Below are 5539 nucleotides of genomic sequence, written 5' to 3' on the forward strand. Positions count from 1 at the left end.
TTGATGGTTATTTTGTTTATTCATGTTATTTTAACATAACTACTCTTGGAGAGCCATAAATAATAAACTCTAATCTAGAAATTAATGGCTCTTTAGTACGTATAAAATGCAACACTTATTCCATTTCAGCAACACCCCATCCACAATCGCAATCAAACTAATATATTTTAAGCCTTCGCCCAAAAATACTATATTTTGGGCTATTTTTATCAGTTGTTTTTTAACATTCAAAACTTCTGGGCTTTCGTAACTTTAGCAATTTTCGACTCCGCAGTTTATTAAACTGGCACTTTAGTATTAATTATCCATAAAAGTAACACAAGAACCATCTTTTTTTAAAGTTTTACGCTCTTTTCGTTTAAGGAAGATAACTTAATCCGCCGACTTTCACGCGATAGTGGTACTAAAACTGGGGCTTGACTTTGAGCATTGCTTTCTTTAAAGCTTTCCACCACCTTAGATAATTCTGCAATTGTCGATGCCTCAAATACGCTACGCAAAGGCAACTCCACGTGTAAGGTGTCGCGCACTCTAGAGACAAGCTGAGTTGCCAGTAATGAATGACCTCCTAATTCAAAGAAATTATCATAAATTCCTACGCTTTTAAGTCCCAAAACCTCAACAAAAATTTTCACCAGCACTTGTTCAACAGGAGTTCGAGGTGCGATGTAATTTTCAGGCAATTGGGGCTTGATTCCATTATGGAATGCTTTTAAGGCGCGGCGATTGACTTTACCATTAGCTGTTAGAGGTAAAGACTCCAATACTACAAAACCTGATGGCATCATGTACTCAGGCAGTTTTTGTGCTATGTAAGTCTGCAACTGCGGCACTAACTTACGTGCTGCTTTGGTTTGTAGGGGATTATTTCCGTAAGATTGCCAGGGCCGATAGAGAGTCGTGCTATGGGGAAAAATAGTTCTTTTACCTACTTCATCTTGCCGTACAAAAACTACATCATAATGTCCTTCAGTACTTGAATGTGACCAGGTAATCTCAACACTATAAGGTACGTTCAGCGCATAGAAATCTTCTGGCTCTACTCCGAAATTTTCTAGTTCTTGCAAAGCTTTACGTATTTGACCTACAGTTTTAAAATCTTTTAGGTCTGATAGCCATTCTGCTGTTTTAATTGCTGACATCAGCCGCGCATTAGGTACATTGATAATGCTTAAAATTTCTGGTTTATTCTCAATTAATAACTGGCGCACCGCTGAGGCTGTTAGATTATCTTCAGACCAGTTAAGCACTGAGCAATTTCCAGTATTACTAACAATTTCGGCACTAATATGAAGAATCACATTGTAACGAAACTTAGTTAATTCATTGTGATGTTTACCCCGCATCAGTTGGATTTGTACATGATTAATTTGCGGAAAGCGTTGCTTGATTGCAGTAAAAAAATCTGGATCAATAACTAACTCTGTTTCTTGAAATATTTGCCTTTGTATCCGTTGTTGCAACTCGAAGCAGGTAAGGGAAGGTTCAGCTTGATACAGTTGGACTGACGCATGAAAAGCTTGCAAGAGTGGCAAACTACGTACATCTCCTATGAAGATAAAGCCACCTGGAGCAGTTGCCTGCACAGCACCTTCTAATACACTAATCAGATAATCAATAGTAGGAAAATATTGTACAACTGAGTTCAGAATTACTGCATCAAAAGCTGCTGTTTCTACTTTCTCGAAGTCAGTAGCCATTTGCTGATATAGTGTTACCTGCGGCATTTCTTGTTTTTGTAGCTGTTGCTGAATGCAGTTAAGTGAAACTGAGGAAAAGTCTGTTCCCCAATATTTAGTGCAGTGAGGTGCAATTCTAAATAGAATCAAGCCTGTTCCACAACCAATTTCTAACACTCGTTTGGGTTGCAAAGCCAAAATCTGCTCGACTTGGTTATCCACCCACTCACGCATCTGCTCTGCTGGAATAGGCTGATTTGTGTAACTACTATTCCAGCCGACAAAATTGAATGTAGGATCTGAATCAGTAGATTGATTATAAGTTTCGTTATACAACATCTGCCATTGCAAAACCTGCTCATTCTGCAATTGCATTAATTGCAAATTCTCCTGTTGGTTACTGTATTCAGTTTTTGGTACTACATAAGCTACTAGGCGCTTTTCCTGTTCATCCTCACGAGTTATTACTACAGTTTGCTGCACTGCTGGATGCTTACTCAGTATCGCTTCAATTTCTCCCAACTCAATACGATAGCCACGAATTTTTATCTGATCGTCGAGGCGGCCTAAAAATTCAATGTTGCCATCTACTCGATAGCGAACTAAATCACCTGTTTTATAAAGTCGTGCTTTTAACTTATTAGTAAAAGAATGATAAATGAAGGATTCAGCAGTTAACTCAGGATGATTTAAATAACCTCGCGCTAACCCATCACCACTTATGTACAACTCTCCCGGAACGCCAATAGGTACTGGTTGTAAATGTTTATCTAATATATAAACTTTTGTATTGGCGATCGCACAACCAATTACAGGTGCTAAATTATCTTTCTTCTTAACAGAAATATGACCAGAAGTTGTAACAACCGTGTTCTCCGTGGGCCCATAATTATTAAATACTTGAAAAGAGTGAGAAGCTAAAGGATATTGATTTAGTTTGTCTCCACCTGTGAGCAATATTCGTAAAGCTGCGTTCTGAGGAAAATCTAGTAATAGAACTTTCTCTGCTAAAGGTGTTGGGATAAAACAAATTGTTATCGCTTTTGATACTAGCCAATCTCGGAGATACTCAGGCGATCGCCTGGTTTGATCATCTACAAAATAAATACTTGCCCCAGTAGTCAGATAAGGCCAAATTTCCCAACCGCAAGCGTCAAAGGCAACTCCAGAAATCTGCGTTGCTCGATCAAGGGGTGAAACTGCAAATGCTTTTTGATGCCAAAATACTAAATTTAACAATCCTCTATGTTCAACTTTAACCCCTTTAGGTTTTCCAGTTGAGCCAGAGGTATAAATGATATAAGCGAGGTTATCTACTGTAATTCTACTAGTAAGATTATCTTCAATCTCTTGAAAAATAATCTCCCAATTCTTATCTAAACAGATTATTTGTGAATTAAAATTTTTCAGACGTTCAAGCCATCGCTCATGAGTTAATAAAATTGAGACTTGAGCATCCTCAAGCATAAAGTTTAAACGTTCAGATGGATAGCTTGGATCTAAAGGTACATAAGCTCCACCTGCTTTTAGGATGCCCAACATCCCGATTACCATATCAAAAGAGCGTTCTACACAAAGTCCTACTAAAACTTCGGTTTTAACTCCTAATTTTTTTAGATAATGTGCAACTTTATTACTGTGTATATTTAACTCTTTATAGCTAAGTTGCTCATTGCCAAGTACGAGTGCAGTTGCCTCACCATTCTGCTCTGCTACGCTCTCAATTAACTGATGAATACACCTATCTTGAGGATAATTTGCCTGGGTATTGTTCCATTCAACTAACAATTGATGTAGCTCAGATTCGCTTAAAAGTGGTAAATGTGCAATTCGGTCTTCTGGATTTGCAACTATACCCTCCAGTAATATTTGGAAATGTCCTAACATCCGGGTGATAGTAGCGTCATCGAATAAATCAGTGCTATAAATTACAAAACCACTAATTCCTTCTGAGCTATCTGCCCATAAGCCATTTTGAGTATTTGGTTCCCACAAGTGGAACTCCAAATCAAAGCGCGTTGTTTCCGTTTCAAAAGGTAGGGGACTTAAAGTTAAACTAGGTAACTCTAAGGCTGTCATCGGCGCATTTTGGAGCGCAAAAACAACTTGAAATAGGGGATTTTGATTCAAATTACGCTCTGGATGTAGTTCTTCTACGAGTTTTTCAAAAGGCAAATCTTGATGAGCATAAGCCCCTAAAGCTACCTCTTTCACTCGACTCAATAGTTCCCGAAAAGTTGGGTTTCCTGATATATCGGTACGCAGTACTAAGCTATTGACAAAAAAACCAATTAATCCCTCAATTTCACTACGGTTGCGATTGGCAATAGGTGAACCAATAGCAATATCTTCTTGCTGTGTGTAGCGGTAAAGTAAAGCTTGGAATGCTGCTAGTAGGGTTATGAATAAAGTTACCCCTTCTTGTTGTCCGAGAGCTAAAAGTGCTTTGCTCAAACTTTTTGATAATTGCAGAGGTTGCCTTGCACCCTGGTAAGTTTGAACAGCTAGTCTTGGTCTGTCGGTTGGCAGGTTTAGCATAGAAATGCCGTCTAATTGCTTCTGCCAGTAACTTAGTTGCTTTTTTAATACTTCCCCTTGCAACCATTGGCGTTGCCAGTATGCAAAGTCTGCATATTGGATTGTAAGTTTCGGTAGAGGAGAAGACTGATTGCTGGCAAAGGCTGTGTAGAGTGCTGCTATCTCTTGAATCAGCACCCCAATAGACCAACCATCAGAGACAATGTGGTGCATAGTTAGCAGCAGGATGTATTGTGTCTCATCCAACCACAGCAGTTTTACTTGCAGCAACGAATCAGTTGATAAATTGAAAGGACGTTGAGCTTCTTGTGTAGTGAGTCGTCGTGCTTGTATTTCTCGTTCGGCTTGTGGCAGTTGCCGTAAATCTATTATTGGTAAAGGTATTGTTAGGGTAGGATTAATTACCTGAACTGGTTGCCCTTTCTGTACGACAATAGTGGTGCGTAAAGCTTCATGTCGTTGCACGATTTCGTTAAAAGTTTGCTCTAGCGCGGCTAATTTCAGCGAACCTGTTAAATGTAGTGCTAGTGGAATGTTATAGAAAGGATTATTAGGAATTAATTGGTCAAGAAACCACAGCCGTTGTTGAGCAAAGGAGAGGGGAAGATTTCCTGACCGTGAAATAGGTACGAGAGGTTTAAAACTGTGGTTATTAGTACGATTAGATGCTTCTAAAAATTCAATAATTTCTGCTTTACGCCCTTGAATTTCTGCACGCAGTTCTGGTGTAATAATTCCTTCAGGGGCGTTGCAGCGAAACTTTTCACCATCAATAAAAACTTGAATATCTAAGCTGCGAAGATAAGTTAAAAACTCAACCGTATTCAAAATTAAACCCCTTCGCAAGTATTGTTATTTATTAGAAGTTAGCAGGCAGCTATGCTGTAAGAATATTGCTTGTTTCATAAGCTTTTTAACATTTTTTAACTGGATAGTTCTTTTTGCCAAGCTGCACTGCTTATTACCTAACCCAGCATTTTTATCACACTTCTAAGACTGTATAAATCATTCCTGGGAATGAAACTTGGATGATTATAACTATGGTATGAAGCTAAAACCAGGTGGACAAATGGCATTGATGGGTGCGATTCGTTGATTAGTGAATCACGGTATCCAGTCCGTACATAACTAATCCAGTCCGTCAGCAGATTACTGACATTAAAGGCTGAACTCTCGGATTGATGCAGGTGCAAGTCCTGTCATTCAGACTCAGAATTGACTCCTTATCTGCCCACACCGAACAAGCTCGGTTCTTGGGGACTTCCAGAAAATAAACTATTCCACCAACAGTAATGATAATCATTTTAAAGGGGGGATGAAGG

The 5539-nt window shown here is 38.9% G+C and carries 2 protein-coding genes; both read right to left on the reverse strand.

Going from position 1 to position 5539, the window contains the following annotated elements; genetic code table 11:
• Positions 1 to 335 precede the first annotated feature (335 nt).
• On the reverse strand, positions 336 to 5045 hold the full coding sequence (locus HWQ42_RS14705; protein WP_292813232.1) for a non-ribosomal peptide synthetase: 4710 nt from the start codon (positions 5043 to 5045) through the stop codon (positions 336 to 338).
• Positions 5046 to 5358: 313 nt separating this feature from the next.
• Positions 5359 to 5539, reverse strand: a 181-nt coding sequence (locus tag HWQ42_RS14710) for a hypothetical protein (RefSeq protein WP_292813234.1), incomplete at its 5' end; no start/stop codon positions are given.

This window comes from Nostoc sp. JL23 (assembly GCF_017115065.1).
Taxonomy (GTDB): Bacteria; Cyanobacteriota; Cyanobacteriia; order Cyanobacteriales; family Nostocaceae; genus Nostoc; species Nostoc punctiforme_A.